This is a genomic window from Teichococcus coralli, from assembly GCF_009829925.1.
Classification (GTDB): Bacteria; Pseudomonadota; Alphaproteobacteria; order Acetobacterales; family Acetobacteraceae; genus Pseudoroseomonas; species Pseudoroseomonas coralli.
The window spans coordinates 1-15,011 of the sequence record NZ_SNVJ01000017.1; the positions used below are offsets into that span (position 1 = coordinate 1).

At 69.4% G+C, this 15,011-nt stretch carries 18 protein-coding genes and 1 tRNA gene; 7 read left to right on the forward strand and 12 right to left on the reverse strand.

The window, feature by feature from the left end:
* A partial coding sequence (locus tag E0493_RS23495; RefSeq protein ID WP_235913841.1) for a hypothetical protein occupies positions 1 to 237 on the forward strand: 237 nt, incomplete at its 5' end.
* Here E0493_RS23495 and E0493_RS16830 read toward each other — a convergent pair.
* The 5 genes from E0493_RS16830 to E0493_RS16850 all read right to left on the reverse strand — a co-directional run bounded on the left by E0493_RS16830 (position 234) and on the right by E0493_RS16850 (position 3,125).
* A complete protein-coding gene (locus E0493_RS16830; RefSeq protein WP_160938411.1) occupies positions 234 to 599 on the reverse strand; it encodes a gamma-butyrobetaine hydroxylase-like domain-containing protein in 366 nt (121 codons plus the stop codon). The genes E0493_RS23495 and E0493_RS16830 overlap by 4 nt on opposite strands.
* A complete protein-coding gene (locus tag E0493_RS16835) occupies positions 599 to 823 on the reverse strand; it encodes a Trm112 family protein (protein ID WP_160938412.1) in 225 nt (74 codons plus the stop codon). Before E0493_RS16835 ends, E0493_RS16830 begins: the two co-directional genes overlap by 1 nt.
* A gap of 48 nt (positions 824 to 871) precedes the next feature.
* Positions 872 to 1,534: an LON peptidase substrate-binding domain-containing protein gene (locus E0493_RS16840; protein WP_160938413.1), complete on the reverse strand. Its 663-nt coding sequence runs from the start codon at positions 1,532 to 1,534 to the stop codon at positions 872 to 874.
* A gap of 18 nt (positions 1,535 to 1,552) precedes the next feature.
* Positions 1,553 to 2,485, reverse strand: coding sequence for a thioredoxin family protein (locus E0493_RS16845; protein ID WP_160938414.1), 933 nt, complete (start codon positions 2,483 to 2,485; stop codon positions 1,553 to 1,555).
* Between the two features lie 88 nt (positions 2,486 to 2,573).
* Positions 2,574 to 3,125 carry a prolyl-tRNA synthetase associated domain-containing protein gene (locus E0493_RS16850; RefSeq protein WP_202397176.1) on the reverse strand — a complete coding sequence of 184 codons (552 nt, stop codon included), beginning with the start codon at positions 3,123 to 3,125 and terminating at the stop codon, positions 2,574 to 2,576.
* A gap of 426 nt (positions 3,126 to 3,551) precedes the next feature.
* On the opposite strand from E0493_RS16850, the gene E0493_RS16855 reads away from it, so the two are divergent.
* Positions 3,552 to 3,626 (forward strand) — tRNA-Gly (locus E0493_RS16855).
* 613 nt (positions 3,627 to 4,239) lie between these two features.
* On the opposite strand, the gene E0493_RS16860 is transcribed toward E0493_RS16855, so the two are convergent.
* The 4 genes from E0493_RS16860 to E0493_RS16875 all read right to left on the reverse strand — a co-directional run bounded on the left by E0493_RS16860 (position 4,240) and on the right by E0493_RS16875 (position 8,123).
* Entirely contained in the window at positions 4,240 to 5,226 is a 987-nt protein-coding gene (locus tag E0493_RS16860; protein WP_202397177.1) for a DUF2950 domain-containing protein, read from the reverse strand.
* A gap of 11 nt (positions 5,227 to 5,237) precedes the next feature.
* A complete protein-coding gene (locus E0493_RS16865) occupies positions 5,238 to 6,587 on the reverse strand; it encodes a DUF3300 domain-containing protein (protein WP_160938415.1) in 1,350 nt (449 codons plus the stop codon).
* A 131-nt stretch (positions 6,588 to 6,718) separates the two neighbouring features.
* Positions 6,719 to 7,297: a hypothetical protein gene (locus E0493_RS16870; RefSeq protein ID WP_160938416.1), complete on the reverse strand. Its 579-nt coding sequence runs from the start codon at positions 7,295 to 7,297 to the stop codon at positions 6,719 to 6,721.
* A gap of 223 nt (positions 7,298 to 7,520) precedes the next feature.
* Positions 7,521 to 8,123 (reverse strand): DUF502 domain-containing protein, encoded by a 603-nt coding sequence (locus E0493_RS16875; protein ID WP_160938417.1) that lies wholly within the window; start codon positions 8,121 to 8,123, stop codon positions 7,521 to 7,523.
* 34 nt (positions 8,124 to 8,157) lie between these two features.
* On the opposite strand from E0493_RS16875, the gene E0493_RS16880 reads away from it, so the two are divergent.
* Positions 8,158 to 8,796 carry a helix-turn-helix domain-containing protein gene (locus E0493_RS16880; RefSeq protein ID WP_160938418.1) on the forward strand — a complete coding sequence of 213 codons (639 nt, stop codon included), beginning with the start codon at positions 8,158 to 8,160 and terminating at the stop codon, positions 8,794 to 8,796.
* A gap of 112 nt (positions 8,797 to 8,908) precedes the next feature.
* Here the strand turns inward: E0493_RS16880 and E0493_RS16885 are convergent, their stop codons facing one another.
* Positions 8,909 to 9,232, reverse strand: a complete 324-nt coding sequence (locus E0493_RS16885; protein ID WP_160938419.1) for a hypothetical protein — start codon at positions 9,230 to 9,232, stop codon at positions 8,909 to 8,911.
* A gap of 426 nt (positions 9,233 to 9,658) precedes the next feature.
* On the opposite strand from E0493_RS16885, the gene E0493_RS16890 reads away from it, so the two are divergent.
* The gene (locus E0493_RS16890; RefSeq protein WP_160938420.1) at positions 9,659 to 10,291 is read left to right on the forward strand and encodes a glutathione S-transferase family protein; all 633 of its coding nucleotides are present in this window, start codon (positions 9,659 to 9,661) and stop codon (positions 10,289 to 10,291) included.
* A 15-nt stretch (positions 10,292 to 10,306) separates the two neighbouring features.
* Here E0493_RS16890 and E0493_RS16895 read toward each other — a convergent pair whose 3' ends face one another.
* Complete coding sequence (locus E0493_RS16895; RefSeq protein WP_235913842.1) at positions 10,307 to 11,512, reverse strand: MFS transporter; 1,206 nt, start codon at positions 11,510 to 11,512, stop codon at positions 10,307 to 10,309.
* A 14-nt stretch (positions 11,513 to 11,526) separates the two neighbouring features.
* Positions 11,527 to 12,996 carry an aminotransferase-like domain-containing protein gene (locus tag E0493_RS16900; RefSeq protein ID WP_160938422.1) on the reverse strand — a complete coding sequence of 490 codons (1,470 nt, stop codon included), beginning with the start codon at positions 12,994 to 12,996 and terminating at the stop codon, positions 11,527 to 11,529.
* A gap of 181 nt (positions 12,997 to 13,177) precedes the next feature.
* On the opposite strand from E0493_RS16900, the gene E0493_RS16905 reads away from it, so the two are divergent.
* The 3 genes from E0493_RS16905 (at position 13,178) to E0493_RS16910 (ending at position 14,944) form a co-directional block, all read left to right on the forward strand.
* The gene (locus E0493_RS16905; RefSeq protein ID WP_160938423.1) at positions 13,178 to 13,759 is read left to right on the forward strand and encodes a LysE family translocator; all 582 of its coding nucleotides are present in this window, start codon (positions 13,178 to 13,180) and stop codon (positions 13,757 to 13,759) included.
* A gap of 119 nt (positions 13,760 to 13,878) precedes the next feature.
* Positions 13,879 to 14,100 (forward strand): hypothetical protein, encoded by a 222-nt coding sequence (locus E0493_RS23155; protein WP_202397178.1) that lies wholly within the window; start codon positions 13,879 to 13,881, stop codon positions 14,098 to 14,100.
* Between the two features lie 97 nt (positions 14,101 to 14,197).
* Positions 14,198 to 14,944 carry an SDR family NAD(P)-dependent oxidoreductase gene (locus E0493_RS16910; RefSeq protein WP_160938424.1) on the forward strand — a complete coding sequence of 249 codons (747 nt, stop codon included), beginning with the start codon at positions 14,198 to 14,200 and terminating at the stop codon, positions 14,942 to 14,944.
* Positions 14,945 to 15,011: the final 67 nt, after the last annotated feature.

The window sequence follows — 15,011 nt, forward strand, 5'->3', positions numbered from 1 at the left end:
TCACCAACACACCCCAAAATCCAGCGCGAAAGCGGGCTTCCAGCCGGCCTCGGCCTGCCCGGGGATGATTTTCGACGATATCATATACCAGCGCCTTCCTACCTCCAGGGTGCGGGCCAGCGCCTCATCGAACGCAAAGGGCGCGCCGCCGCCGCCCGTCACGACAAGCCCGCCGCCAGCTTCCGCGGCTGCCTTGACCTCGCCACCCTCCTCCGCGGATTGTCCAGCGAGCCTTAGCGGCGCGCCGGCGGATCACGGGAGAGGCCGCGCGTGGCCAGTTCCGCCTCATAGGCAGCCCAGCGCTCCGCCTCCTCGCGGCCGAGTCGGTACAGGTAGTCCCAGCTGTAGATGCCGCTGTCGTGCAGATCGTCGAAAACCAGCCGCACGGCGTAGTGCCCCACGGGCTCGACGCGCATGATGCCAACCGCGCGCCGGCCGGAAACGACCTTCTTCTGGCCAGGCCCATGCCCCTGCACCTCCGCGGACGGGCTTTCCACCCGGAGGTACTCGGCAGGCAGGGAGAAGGCGGCCCCATCGTCGAAGCGGACCTCGAGCCGCCTCTCCGCACGGAGCAGCCGGATCTCGACCGGGTTGGGCATCAGCCCTCCAGCTGACGCGCCTCGTCGGGCAGCATGATGGGGATGCCATCCCGGATCGGGTAAGCCAGGCCGGCCTGCTCGCTGACCAGCTCGCCCTTCTCCCGGTCATAGCGCAGCGGCCCTTTGGTGACCGGGCAGACCAGGATCTCCAGCAGGCGCGGGTCAACCGGGCCGCCAGGCTGGGCGGTGGAGGCGGCGGGGCTGTGTTCGTTCGGGTTCGTCATGTCGGGGGATTCCTGCGCCGCGACGCGCCGCGCGTCAACGTGTCTGCGTCAACTCGGCCGCTCAGAACCAGTGCCGGGGCCGACGCTGTCCATCCGCATCAGGGAAACCAGCATGGCCGCCCGCTGCCCGAGGTCCGGCGCTTCGAGCAGCGCCTGCTTCTCGGCATCGGTGAAGGGACAGACCATGCAGAGGGTGGTTACAAGGGTGGGCGTTGCGGTGCGCTCGATCGCGGCCCAGTCGGCCTCGATGCGCTGCGCCTGGAAATAGGCCCGCACCGCGCCAAGCAGTGCGGCCCGGTCTCCCGTGGTGGATGGCGGCTCGGTTCGGTCAATGGCATAGGGGCCATAATCCGCGCGGACCCGGCGATAGCCGCGCGGGCTATCCGGCAGCTCCTCCGCGACCCGGAAGCGGCTCACCCCGAGCAGGGTGACGAGGTAGCGGTCATCCTCCGTCTCGGCAAACGAAGCGATGCGACCCAGGCAGGCCACCCGGTAGAGGGTGGCGCGCCCCCCTGCCCGGGACTGCACCGGGTCGGGCAGCACCATGGCGAACATCCGCCCCGCCGCCAGCGCATCCTCCACCATGGCGAGGTAGCGCGGCTCGAAGACGTTCAGCGGCAGGCGGCCACCCGGAAGCAGCAGCGCGCCGGCGAGCGGAAAGACCGGAACCGTCGCCGGTAGCGGGGCCGCCCAGGAAAAGGCGGGGTCCATGCCCTGCCGGCCCCTGGCTCAGCTGAAAAGAAGGGTCGAGAGGCCGCGGCGCGCCTTCACGGTCGCCGGGTCGGTCGGTCCCCAGGCCTCGAAGAACTTCAGCAGCTGCTTGCGGGCAGCATCCTCGTTCCAGCTTCGGTCACGCTTGATGGCGTCGAGCAGCGCCTGCGCCGCCTCCGAGCGCTGGTCCATGGCGTTGAGCGCCACCGACAGCTCGATCCGCGCGGCATGGTCGTTAGGGTCGGCGGCCAGCCGGCTCTCGAACTCGGCCAGCCGGGCGCGCGCCTTGCGGCCCTCGGCCGCCAGCTCCAGGGCGCTGCGAACGCCGGCCACCTCGGCATGGTCGCGGATCTTCTGCGGCACCGCCTCGATCACCTCAAGGGCGCGCTCCTCCTCGCCCATGGCCATCAAGGTGCGGGCCAGCCCCGCCACCGCCTCCGCATTCTCCGGCTCCTGCTGCATCAGGGCGGCGAAGAGCTGAAGCGACGTTTCATGGTCCCCCTGCTCGGCCGCCTGCCGCGCCTCGGCCAGCAGGTCGGCCGAGGGCATCTGGCCGCCCGCCAGCTTCAGCAGGGTCTCGATGAAGCGCTTCAGCTCCGATTCCGGCAGGGCGCCCTGGAACAGGTCAGCGATCTGTCCCTGCCAGAACGCCACCACCGTGGGCACCGACTGCAGGGGCAGGCCCATCTGGGAAAGCTGCTGCACCAGCGCGCGGTTCTGGTCGATGTCGATCTTCACCAGCCGCACGCGGCCCTGCGCCGCGGCCACCACCTTCTCCAGCGCCGGGGTCAGCTGCTTGCAGGGGCCGCACCAGGTGGCCCAGAAATCCACCAGCACAGGCACTTCGCGGCTGGCATTCACCACGTCCTGCATGAAGGTCTTGGCGTCGCCGTCCTTGATGATGTCGGCGCCGCCCGGAGACGGGTGATTGGGGTCGAGGATCGTATCCATTGTGAAAGCACCGGTTCCGGAATTCCTGTCTGCATAAATGCGCCGCCGGCCGGCCGGCGCAAGGCGGAAGGCGCGTTTTGCCGGCGGCTCAGGGGGCGGGCCCGAGATCCAGCAGTTCCGGCTCGTGGCCCAGGGCGCGCAGGAAGCGCAGCAGGTCCTCCGGCGCCAGGGCGGTCGTGGCGGTGTTGGCCAAAGGGTGGAAATGCACGGCCTGCACCCCGTCCAGAAGGGCTCGGTCGATCGCCACCCGCACCCGCCCCGGCAGGGCGTTGACCAGCGCCAGCGGCGTCACCGCGCCGGGAAGCACGCCCAGTTCGGCAAAGAGCTCCGGCGCCGACCCGAACTGCCCGCGCGGCACCCCGAGCCGCCGCAGCAGCGCGTTGACGCTGGCCTGTCGATCCTCCTCCAGCACAACCAGCAGGTAAGGACCCGGCGCCTTGGGCCTGAGGAACAGGTTCTTGGCATGGGCTCCCGGCAGGCTCCCGCGCAGCGTCTTGCTCTCCGCCACCGTGCGCAGCGGCGGATGCTCCACAGTGCGCGCGGCGATGCCCAGCGCGGCCAGCCGGGCGAGCAATCCTTCCTGGGTTTCGGGCACACGGCCGCTGGACAGGGCGAGAGGCCCGGCTTCGGTGGTCTGCATCGGTCGCTCCTGCATGACTGAGCTGAACGCCGCCTGCGCCAGCGCACCCTGTGGTGCAGTCGTCTCGCGGTGGCGGAATTCGCGCGGTCAGCCGGCCAGGGCGGTTCTGTCAAGGCCAGGCGGCTGTCCTCCCCTTCCAGCGGCGGGAACGAGACAGGAGACGTGCCGAGTGCCGCAGCGAGCGCGCGCCGGCCCGGCACCCGGCCGCGCCCAAGGTGCCGGAAAACTCCCCGAAAGCGGCGGAAGAAGCCCCGCAAAGCCACCCCCTCCCCAAGCCAATCCATCCCTAAGCCACCTCATCCCCCGGGCGGCCGGCTCCCCGCCCCTCATCACGAGCGGAAGACGAAAAAATCCGCCTCCGACGCCTTGAGGGGGATTGCGGCCCGCCAAACTCCGTGACATATCCCCGCCCACGCCAGACGGAGCGCGGGCGTAGCTCAGGGGTAGAGCACAACCTTGCCAAGGTTGGGGTCGAGGGTTCGAATCCCTTCGCCCGCTCCAGTCGGACTTTCAACGCCATTCCCTTTTGGGCCGCCGACACCGCCACACGCGGCGTTCTGCCGTATCTGCGTGGATGGGGGTTGATACTTCGAGGTCGGAACGACCGGCTTTCCCACCTCCCCAGAGCCATTCTCTCTCCGAAGCTCGGGACTTGGGCGGTTGAGGCTACAAGCCTTAAACCCCGAGCCAAGGCCGATCTCCCGGCACGCCCCCCCGATTGGGGTTGGAATGAGACCGCTCGGGCGGTCGCCGTCCGGTTCCAACAGAGCCTCGCAAGGCCCGAGCCGCCCCGAGAAGATCCCCGAAATCGGGGTAGTCCGCCCTCCGCAATGGCTGCGGAACCCTCTCCCCCCTATTCGGTATTCCCCCGCCCGAGTTGCAGGGTGAAGCGGGATTGCCGGGACGGCAGCGGGCACAGCCTGAGGACAATGGGGCACCCTGCCGATTGACGACTATGGCCGCGCTCGCGCCACGTGCCCCAGGAACCCGCCCCTGTCCCGCACCCGCTGTGTCTCGGGTCCTCGGGCGTGGGGGGGTTTCAAACGGCCTGGTTCTTCTTGATGCAAGGCTGCTCTCCAGCGTTTCCCGGCCTCGCCATCTACGCGCCGTCCGCTCACTCGGACACGCGCTGCCAATCCTTGTCGGGATTGAACGCCTTGATCGCAGCCGCTTCGCGCTCCGTCGCGGGTCCGAGATCTTGCTCCCATACCACGCCGTCATGGCTGATCATGAAGGTCTTGATGCCGGTGGAACCGTAGCGGGCGGGGGCGGCGATGATGGCGAAGCCGCCCATCATCCGGCCGTTGACAACATAGTCCATCGCCCCGCCCGGCGCCGCCGGTCCCTGGCGTTCGAGGATGCGATAGACGTAGCCTTGGTAGGGCTCGGGCCTTTCGCCACGCTGCGCACGGTCATAGCCGCCGGCACTCGCCGCCGCGGCGAGCGGGCCGAGCGGGCTCTCGGGTTCACCTTCCGCCGCGGGCCAGTACAGCCCATCGCGATGGCCCGGGGTGGAGAAAAAGCGCCGCGCATAGGCGCGCAAGCCGCCTTGCCGCCCGGCCGTGCGCGCATAGTCCTGTTGGGCGTCGGCCATGGCGCGCAGCGTCTCGATCGTGTCGAGTTCGTTGTTCCCGATCCGCCGATCCACAATCTCCTGGGTCGCGGCGGCGGAATCGAAGCGCCAGGTGTTGCCGCGCCTGACCATCGGCAGCGGCATTTCCCAATCATCTGTACCCACTTGCAGCACGGCCTCATCCGGGCCGGGCTGGAGGATCTCGTTCCTCGCGTCATACGCCGTGATCACCTGGTCGCGCGCGGCGCGGTCGGCCACGCGGTCGCCGGAGCGAATCAACCGCGCTCCCGCCGTTCCCAGAATACCGAGCAAGGCACGCTCGTCATGCGCGCGCATGGCGGTGATCAGCGCGGTGAACCCCTCCTGCGGGGAGCGGAAGGCGCGCGGCGGGATCGGGCGGGGCGCCGCAGGCCGCGCCGGTTCGGCCGTGGGCTCCGATGCGGTGGCGGGTGGCTGCACCTGCGCGCCGGCGGGCGTGGCTGCAAGAACGCCGAGGAAGATCAAGGCTAGGCGGCTCGTCCTGTCCATTGCGTTGCTCCTCACCGGTGCCGCCGCCCGCCGCCGCCTCGCTGGGCAGGCGCCGCGTGCCGTTGCTGCGCCCGGGCCTGGGCCGCCGGCTGTCCCTGCCGAGCGGCTCTGCCGCGCGCGGCGGCGGCCCGTTCGCGGTCCCCATGCCCGACGCCGCGCAGGCCCTGCGGCGCCTGACGGCTGCCTGCCGGGCGGGCCTGCGGCCGCCCGCTCGGGCGGTGCTGCACCGTGGGCTTGTGGACCGCGGGCCGGGTAGCTCCGCCTTGTCCCCGATTGCCCTCAAGGCGGGGTCGGCTGGCGCCATCGCGTCCCGGCAAGTGGTCGCCGAGGTTCGGGTGGCTGGCGTTCGTCTGCTGAAGGCGCCCGCGAAACTGCTCGCGCGCCGCGGCACGGTCACCGCCAGCAGGACGATGGGCGCCCACGCGGTCCCGCACGCGATCGCTGCTGTAGTTCACGCCATGGCGGTGCGAGCCGTCGTGCTGCCAGCGATTGTTCGTGATCCGGTTGCGGTTCACGTTGATGTTGTTGAAGCGGTTCACGTCGATGTCGACATCGCCGCGTCCCCAGGCGGGCCGCGCCCATCCCCAGAGCGAGTCCACCACCGCGACGCCGCCCGCGAAGGCCATGCCGGTCAGGATAGCGTTGCCGACACCCCAGCCGGTGGGCGGGGGATAGTAGTAAGGCGGACTGCCGGGGTAGGGCCAACTGCCGTAGACGACGGACGGGTTGTAGGCTGGCACGTAAACCTGTCCCGGATCGGTCGGTGCGATGGCGATGGTCTGCTGCGGCGGCGGCACCGCGGCGCCCTGGGTTGGTGTGACGTTCACGTTCTGGGTCACGGTCACGGTTTGCTGCGGGCCACTCTGCAGCGATCCATTGGCCTGCGCGCGGCCGCGCAGGGTCTGGATCGCGTTCATCACGTCCTCCTGCTGGGCCAGCACGGCGTCGCCCACCTGCTGCGTCCAGTCGAGCTGGTCGTTCATCAGCGTCAGCACGTCAGGAAAGGGCACCAGCGACTTCACCGAAGGGTCCCAGGACTGGGCATTGAGCGCCTGCACCAGCGCATCGCCGCCCAGGGAACGATGGTCCTCCTGGCCGAGCCAGCGCTGCGCCTGCACGATCTCAAGAGGGTAGGTCGAGGCGGTCAGCACCTGCATCAGCAGGTCGTCCGGGTAGAGTGCGACGGGTGCGAGCAACTGCTCCAGCCGCTGCTGGCTCAAGCGATCCTCGTCAGCGGGCGCTGCCTGCGCCGCGCCGGCCGGGGCCGGTTGCGCCACGGCCCGCCCGACCGCAACGGGCCACGCGGCGAGCCCGACGGCCGTGGCGAACACCAGATGCAGCACGACAGGTCTGGCGCGCATCGCGGCCAATCCGCTGGCCCATCGCGCGCGACGCAGGAGATCCTCTCCGCATCCCATCAGTGAACCCCTCGCTGAAGTCCCTTCCGAAACGCCTCCTGCTGGCCCGATCTGGGCCTGGTTCCCGCCGGTGCTCATCGCGGAACCACGAAGACAAGGTTGGGCCTGATGCCCCAGTCGTTGCCACCATCCGGCTTCTCAGCGACGTGGCGCACACCGGCGCCGATCTGCTTGCGCGGGTCGCCGAGTGTCACGAGCTGGTCGACGCCAGCGTGAATCGGAACCGTCCATTGCGGGCGCGTCCGGCCGCAGGTGCTCCCGGTCTTGAGAAAGAAGGTTGCCTGCGCTGGCGCCACGCGAATGATAATCGGCGCTGTCGGCGAAAAGAGGAAGCTTTGCGTCACGCCGCCGCATCCGGCTCGGCAATCTGGATGGACGCGCTCATTGTACATGCCCGGCAGGAGGGTGCGGACGACGAGGTTCCGGTCCGAGGTGAGCGCGGACGGCACGGCCAGCTGGATGTTCAGCGTGTAGCGGAACACATCGCCGGTGCCACCGCCGAAGTCGGAGTTGGTCTGGAACGGCAGGCCGATCCGTGCAGCGGCCGGGTTGGCGAGCGCCGCGGCAAGACCCGCGCCACTCCGCGCCAGTGCGGGGGCGGCCGAGGCGGCACAGAGGAAAGCGACGGCGACTATCCGGGGCATCGGCATCATGTGGCGTCCTCACGCAAGCGGCGATCAACCCGGGAAGTTGCGCGGCCAGTCGCCGCGCATCGCGACGACCTGCCTGCCGTGCGCTGGTGCCCTGTCCAGTGCACGCATCGCCGGGAGGAGGGCCCGGCAGGATCACGGAATGAGAGCGGCGCGGTGCCACGCCGCGGCAGAGCCACCTGACCCGACGCGTCCGGGACGCGGCCCCGCCATGTGCCGGCCGCCGTCATTCCGCTTGCCGCCGTGGTGGCGGCGACGAGCCCATGAGCCCCTTGAGCCCCAATCCCCAGGAGGAGATCGCCTTCAGGAAAGGCAGCAACGGCACGTCGAGCAGCGCGACGCGGTCCGCCGCCAGGATGTGGAGCGATCCGGACATCGCCGTGGGCGAGCCTGGCACGAAGACCAGAAATCCACCGTCAGGGAACTCGTCCATCACCAAGGCAGGCGCCTGCGCGTCGTCGAAGGCGGCGATCGCCGGCCGCAGCGAACCGCCCTCCGCGCCGGCAAGCGGTCCATCTTCGGCGAAGGCCTTGAACAAGCGGTAGCCGGGGATCTTCTCGAACAACGCGGCTTCGAGAGCATGCCGGGCCGCCCGCCCGATCGCCGAGCGCACCATGTAGCCGACCGCGATGCAGATTGCGACGAAGAGCAGCGTGCCCATGACCATCGGATGCACGAACTGGCCGGCGAGCGGCGCCGTCGCGTCGCGCAGCGCGTGCAGTATGCCCAGCACGAGCAGCACGACGGCGCCGATCGGGACGACGACCATCAAACCGTCGATCACCACCCGCAGGAACGGTACTCGGTTCAGCGGTCGTTTGGTGCTCATGGTCACCATCCTTGCCGGTTAGACACCCCTGCCCATGCTGCCTGCGCTATCCATGATGCCATCCACGCTGAAGGAGGACGGGCATCTGGCCGATGATGAAGGCGGCGCAGCCGGCGGTGCAGGACTGCTTGGCAGAGTGGTCGCCCGAGCCCATGCGACGCACGCCGCGGGTGATCCAGATCATTCCGGGCGGCGGCGCGGTATCGGCGGACCATCGGGCCGCGCTCATGGGTGGCCCGTCAGGCATCCGAACCTCCCTCGCGCGATGCCGCGGCACTCGCCCCTGTCCATTGAATGGAGCAAGGACGATTGCCTTCTTCGGCGGTGCAACACATGGTTCCCCGGAACGCTCAGGTTCCAGGGACAACCCCTGGCAACCTTGCCGGATGACCCACGCATTCCACAATTTCCGCGTTTACAACTTTTCGTTGCGAGTTGCGATATGTTAGAAATCAGGCAGATCGGGTTTGGTTTCGTGGTGGCGCAGCACGGCCATCTGGCGCACGCGCGCGAAGTCTCCGCCATGTCTCCCTCCGCGCTGACGCGCGCGGTGCCAGTGATCGAGGACAAGCTGAGCCCGCCGCTGTTCGACCGGTCGCGCCGTGACTTCAAGCCTCCCCCTCTGCCGCGCAATCATCGCCAGGAGCGGCCAACTAGTAGCCAGGGCGAATGAACGGGTCGCGATCGTGGCGCAGCTCGGCAATCAACCCAGGGACCGGCGGATCTTCAGCGCAGGGCCGGCGGCATTCGACGCCGTCGCTGGCCTAGCCGTCGCCATGCTGCTGTCACGCCAACCCGCCGCGCAGGCATTGATCCTCGACCGGTCCGCGATGGATGCCCTCCACGCCCGGCTCGAACGGCGCGCCTCGCTTGCGGTCGCCGAGGTGATGGACCTCGACCGCCCCGATGAACGGGTCGCCGCCTCCCCGCGCCGTCACCCGTTTCTCGTCCTGGTCCGGCGTGGACATCCACTCCTGGCGCTCGCCTGAAGACCTCTCGCAAACGGAATCTTCCGCTTTCCGTTTCTCGCGTCGTCCTATGTCTCGACGCGGCTCGTGCCGCACCTGTCGCCGCCGCTCGGCCTGGCGCGCAGCCATCATGATCATCATCCGCTTCCCACCATCGTCGTGGAATGCCGGCGCCTCGCAGGCGATCGCCGTGCGGCTGGACGCGCTCCTTCCTGTACGACGCGTGGCGCTCTGTTTCACCTGCGCTCAGGCGCGGCGAGCCTGGTGCCGTGGCGGCCGACCTGGCTCAAGACGAAATTCATGGCGATGTGCCTGCGCGGCATGCGGCCGCGGGCGGCGTGCCAAGCGATGATCGAATGTCTGCTTGAGGCGGACGCCGCCTAGCTTGCCGCACCGGGCATCGCGCGGCGCTCAAGATGCCGCTCAGTGCACCTCATCACAGTGTTGCAGGGTTCCATGGATGCCGCATTTCCTGGAGCTGATTCGGCTGTACGTTACCTGGCCATCACACTTCTTCTCCGGATTGCCTGATGATCCGGAAAGAACCACCTGAGTTGGAGATCGGGGATGATTCTGATCGGCCAGTATGACTCGCCCTTTGTCCGGCGTGTCGCTATCGCCCTGCGGCTCTACCGCATTCCCTTTGAGCATCGTCCCTGGTCCACCTTCGGCGATGCAGATCGCCTGGCAGCTCATAATCCTCTGCGGCGTGTCCCAACCCTCATCCTCGATGATGGAGAGGTGCTGGTCGACAGCGTGACCATCCTCGACCATCTCGACGAGGCCGTCGGCCAGGACGCAAGGCTGATCCCCGCTTCCGGACCGGCACGCAGGGCCATGCTCCGGATCACCGCAATGGCGACCGGCCTCTGCGACAAGATGGTGGCCCTGGTCTACGAGACGCTGCTGCACGATTCTCCATCGCAGGCGTGGGTCTCGCGTTGCGAGGCGCAGATTTCAGGCGTGCTCGATGCACTGGAATCGCAGCAGGCGGCCTGCGCGCAACCCTTCTGGTCGGGTGCCGCGCCAGGTCATGCCGATATCGCGGTGGGATGCGCGATGCGCTTCCTCGCCGAGGCACATCCGGCGTTGCACACCCCGGACCGTCATCCGCATCTGGCAGCCCATGCGGCGAGGTGCGAAGCGCTGGAAGCCTTCAAGGCCATCGTGCAGGCCTTCAATCCTCCCGCCAGGCAATAAGGCCGCGGCGCCTCCTCACGGCTTCCGCGCCATGACCGGCAACGGCGCCGCGTGGCGCGGCCGCGCATCGATGGGGAAGTGCAGCGCGGCCGCAACGACGCCCGCCAGCGCCGTCGCCATCCACACCAGCGCATAGGACCCGGTCAGGTTGAACACGAGGCCCCCTGACCAGGAGCCGACGAAGGATCCCAGTTGGTGACTCAGGAAGCACAGCCCGAACAGCATGCCCAGGTGCCGTACCCCGAACAAGGTGGCGACCAGCGCGCTCGTCAGCGGGACCGTCCCCAGCCACATCAGCCCCATGGCTGCAGCGAAGATGAAGACCACGCCGCTCGTCTTCGGCGCCAGGAAGAACAGCAGGATCGCCGCGCCCCGCAGCAGGTACAGCCAACCCAGCACCTGCTGCTGCGGCAGCCGTCCGCCAAGCCATCCACAGGCCCAGCTCCCGATCATGTTGAACAATCCAATGACGGCGAGCGCCATGGCGCCGGCGCCCGATGGCAGGCCACACAGCATGAGGTAGGCGGGCAGGTGCGTGCCGATGAAGGCGAGCTGGAACCCACAGGTGAAGAAGCCAAGGGTCAGAAGGCGGAAGCCGCGATGCCGCATCGCCTCGCGCACGGCAGGCCGCCATGGCAGCTCGGCCGCGGCTGCCGCCGGAGCGGCAGGTGGACGACTGAGAAGAAGGCCGAGCGGCGCGGCCAGCAGCAGGCAGGCGGCGAGGGTGAGCAGCGAGGCGGCGGTGCCGGCATGCAGGCTGACACCCTGGGCCAAGGGGACGAACAGCGCCTGGCCGAGAGAACCGCCTGCGCTGGCGAGGCCCATGGCCATGCTGCGCCGCTCGGGCGCGACGGCCCGGCCAAGTGCCGCCATCACCACACCGAAGGTGGTGCAGCTGATCCCGATCCCCACCAGCAGCCCCATCCCGATCAGGAGCGCCGCGGTGGTGGCGGACAGCGCAACGAGAGCGAGGCCGGACGCATAGAGAACCGCGCCGGCGGCAACCACGGGCGCCGGGCCTAGGCGGTCCGCCGCCGCGCCCGCGAAGGGCTGGGCGAATCCCCATGCCAGGTTGTGAAGGGCGATGGCGAAGGCGATCAGCCCCAGCGGCTGCCCATAGCCTTGCGCCAGGGGCTCTAGATACAGGCCGAAGCTCTGCCTGGCCCCCATGGCGACGCTCATGATGGCGCCGCCGGCGACGATCGCGGCGGTCGCACCCATGCGCCCCGCGGCGTTCATGCGCCGCCGCCCGGCAGCAGATCGGCCAGCACCTGCATGACGCGCGGATCCGTGCTGCGGCTGACATTGAAGCGGAAGTGCCGGCTGGCCTGCCGCCCGGGACGAAAGAGTGGTCCACCGGCCAGGGCGAGCCCGCGGGACCCGGCCGCGGAGACCAGATCGTCCGGCGCGGTGCTGGGCGCCTCGGCCCACAGGAACATGCCGTCCTCGCCATCCGCGATGCCGAAGCCCAGCGCGCGGAGGCGCGTGGCGACGAGCCCCCTGGCGGCCGACAGCCGCGCACGCAGCGTGTCCAGATGCCGCCTGTACTGGCCGGAGGAAAGCAATTCGAGCAGCAGCCGCTCCTCCACGCCCGAGCCTGTCAGGGCCGTCGTCACCTTTGTCCGCAGCAGCGCCTGCGCACGTTCCCTCGACGCCGCCGCGAATCCGGTTCGCAGGCCCTGGCCGACCAGCTTGGTGAAGCTGCCGATGTGAATAACGGTGGCGCCCCCATCCATCTGCATGAGGCGCACGGCCTCGCCGCCATGCAGATCGCCATGCGCGTCGTCTTCCACGAGCAGGAGGCCGTACCGCTCGGCGATGCGAAGAAGGCGATGGAGATTGGCGGCCGCCGCCGTCCCGCCGGTCGGGTTGTGCAGCACGGGCTGCACGAAGAACGCCTTCGGCGCCTCCGTCCGGCAGGCACGCTCCAGCGACTCCAGGCATGGCCCGTCGGCGAGGCGCGACACCGGCACCAGACGCAGCCCACGCTGCTCCAGCATCGGAAACAGCATGAAATAGCCCGGGTCCTCCACCAGCACCGTATCGCCGGGCTGCAGGAAGGTCTGGACAACGAGCTGCAGGGCCTGGGAGCCGCCCGCCGTCATCACGATCGCCTCGGGCGCGGCGACGATGCCGCGCGCGCCCAGGCGCTGGCTGATGTGCTCGCGGATCTCCTGGCCGCCCTGCGGCGGTGCCGCGCGGCGCAGATGCGCAGGCAGGTTGCGGTTGAAGCGGGCGAGCACGCCGTTCTGCCAAGCGGATTCCGTCCAGCTTTCGGGCAGCAAGCCGCCGCCGGGGCACAGCACATCCTCCCGCGCTTCCAGCATCGCCATGGCGATGCCTTCAGCCAGGTTCGGGTCAGGGGCCGGAAGCGGCGCCGGCGGCGGCAATTCGGAAGGGCGGATGACGTAGACGCCTGATCCGGCTCGCGAGCTGGCCAGGCCGGTGGCGACGAGGCGCGCATAGCCCTCCACCACGCTATGGACACCGATCCCGCTCCGCCGCGCCAGGGCGCGGATCGAAGGCAGCCGGCTGCCATGCGGCAAGGTCCCGGCGCGGATCATGGCGGCCAGCTGGCTTGCGATCTGGTCGGCGAGTGGTTCCGGCGCGGCGCGGTCAACGGCGAGGGCGAGGCGCGCATGCCCTCCGAGAACAAGCCGGAGCGGCGGCTTGGTCGCGACGGCGGATCGCGGATCCCGGGCCATGCGTTGCCTCTGCGTCGTTGGTCCCCGCGAGCATCCTCAGGTCGGGCGCAACAGGCAAGGCACGGTTGCGGCCCGGCTCGGCCAACTGTGTCTCCCGTCCGACGGAACAGTTCGGGCTGTCCGTGCCTGGGCCGGGGGCGTCACGGCAATGGAGAGTACGCGCTTCCGCCCGGAGCATCCGATGACGATCTGGCCGCTTCTGGTATTCGTCGCCGTGTCAGCCTTCACGCCAGGAGCCGCCACCGTGATCGCCATCGCGTCCGGCGCCCGGTTCGGCTTCCTGCGCTCCCTGCCGCTCGTCGCGGGTCTGGGTGGCGGGCTCGGCCTGCTGGGGTGCCTGGTAGGCAGCGGCCTTGGGACGGCGCTTGTCATGGTGCCCTCGGCTCAGGGCGTGCTACGTGCCGTAGGCTCCGCCTATCTGCTCTGCCTCGCCTGGCGCATTGCGGGTGCAGGGCCGCCCCGCGGCGGCACGGCGAAGCCGGGCGGAATGCTGCTGGGCCTGCTCCTGACGCTGCAGAACCCGAAGGCCTGGGCCGTCACGCTCAGCGCGGCGGCATCCTTCTCCGACCTCGCGGATGGGCCCGCTGGACTGGCACTCCTGTTGGGCACGAGCTTCGGCGCCTGCGCGCTCCTTGCCTTGTCCTTCTGGTGCATCGCTGGCCAGGAGATGGGACGACGGCTGCGCAGGAGGGGACAATGGGCGGTCGTGAACGGCGTGCTGGGCGCGCTGCTGGCGGCATCCGTCATCCTTATCTGGTTATGAGCGATGCTGCCGCGACCCTTCAGGTGCGATCACCGTACCGGCGGAGCGGCGATTCAGTTCAGCTCGCGGCGGCTGGATCGTGGCCTGTTCGGGCTGGCATCGCGGCAGAGAATGCCGCCATGGAAATGCGCTTCACCACCACGGTCTCCACTGACACGGCCGGTTCCAGCGCAGGCCGCCTGGCGATCCCGGGGGATGCCTGGGCGCGGCTGAGGCACCAGCTGCGCTGCCATCGGGAGCGCCAGGGCTTGCTGGACATGGATGACCGGATGCTGCGGGATATCGGACCTGACCGATGCAGGGCCAGGCGGGAGCGGCGCAAATGGTGGTGGCAGGCGTGATCATCGCCGCCGAGGAAAGGCCTGTTCGGCGGATGAGCATGTCCCGCTTCGCCTTCCCTGGGGGACGCGCCAGGCTCAGGAGCAGGAGGGGGTCCGCATGTCGTCATCCAGGCTTGTCATCGTCACCGGCGGCAGCCGCGGCATCGGTGCCGCCATCGCCGTCGGCCTCGCCCGCGCGGGCTATCGCATCGCGATTGGTTGCCGGCATCCGGGCGAGGCGGGCGCGGTGCTGTCCGATGCCGCGCAGGCCGGCAGCGAAGCGGTGGCCATGCCCCTCGATGTGGCGAGCGAAGCCGACATCCGGCGCGTCTTCGACGAGGCGGAGATGCGCTATGGCGCGCTGCACGCGCTGGTGAACAATGCCGGCATCACCGGCCCGCTCGGGCGCTTCGCAGACCTCGACCCGGCTTGGATGCGGCGCGTCGCGGAGGTGAACCTGACCGGCACCATGCTCTGCGCTCAGGCCGCCCTGCGATGCTTCGGCAGGGCGGATGCGCGGGGGCGATCGATCGTGAATATCTCCTCGATCGCCGCGCATACGGGAAGTCCGGGCGAGTATGTGCACTATGCCGCCAGCAAGGCTGGTGTTGAAGCCTTCACGTTGGGCCTGGCGCGGGAGGTGGCGCCACTCGGCATCCGCGTGAACGCCGTCGCACCAGGCACGGTGAACACCGGCATTCATGCGCTGGCCGGTGATCCCGGCCGCCCCGCACGGGTCGCGCCGCGCGTGCCGATGGGAAGGGTGGGCGAGCCGGACGAGATCGCTGCGGCCGTGACATGGCTTGTCTCCGACGCGGCTTCCTACTGTACCGGAGCCGTGCTGCGAGCTTCGGGGGGATTATGACGTGAACAGGAGAAACCGCGTGGTATCCCGACCTTCAGTGCAGGCGGCCACGATCCCTCCGAGGGTA